Here is a 510-nt window from a genome sequence, read left to right as displayed (position 1 = left end):
CATCGAAGAAGCAGAACTTCGACTGATCAAAGCCCGTGATCAGGCGCACATGGGGCGGTACGACGATGTGCGTGTCGATGCCAAAGCAGCTGCCATTGCTGCGCGTGATCGGAAGCCAGACCATGGGACGTCCGCTGGCGAAGGCCAACCGGACCGCCTCGTTGTCCACACGTTTCACAAAAAACGGATCGCTTGGCCGTGCCCCATAGGCTTCGATATTGGCCCAAGCAGCGGTATCGTTGTTCACGACGGTAACAGGCGTCTCCTGAATGGGTAACCGCAAGGTGGCGCCATCGGAGGGCCATAGGTTGAACCGCTTGCCGGAACAGTATTCATCGACGGGCCCAACAATGGTGGTGTCGGGGCTACGAAGGGTAGGGAGTGAACGAGACCGAACGTCGCGGGCAAAGAGCGTTCCAGCATCGACGGACATTGAACAGTCGCTGTCGATGAAGACGCCGAAGCCACCGCGCTGCCAGTATCCAGGTGCCGTATCCGCTGGCGTGATGG

The 510-nt window shown here is 59.4% G+C and carries 1 protein-coding gene; it reads right to left on the bottom strand.

Annotated elements, in window-relative coordinates; genetic code table 11:
* On the bottom strand, positions 1–510 hold a 510-nt coding region (locus ACLD7X_RS18435), incomplete at both ends, for a hypothetical protein (RefSeq protein WP_411425133.1).

The sequence above is a fragment of the Aphanothece microscopica RSMan92 genome (assembly GCF_046613545.2).
Taxonomy (GTDB): domain Bacteria; phylum Cyanobacteriota; class Cyanobacteriia; order PCC-6307; family Cyanobiaceae; genus NIES-981.
The sequence above is the reverse complement of the archived record's forward strand: the minus strand, read 5'-3'. Positions and strand labels throughout refer to the sequence as shown.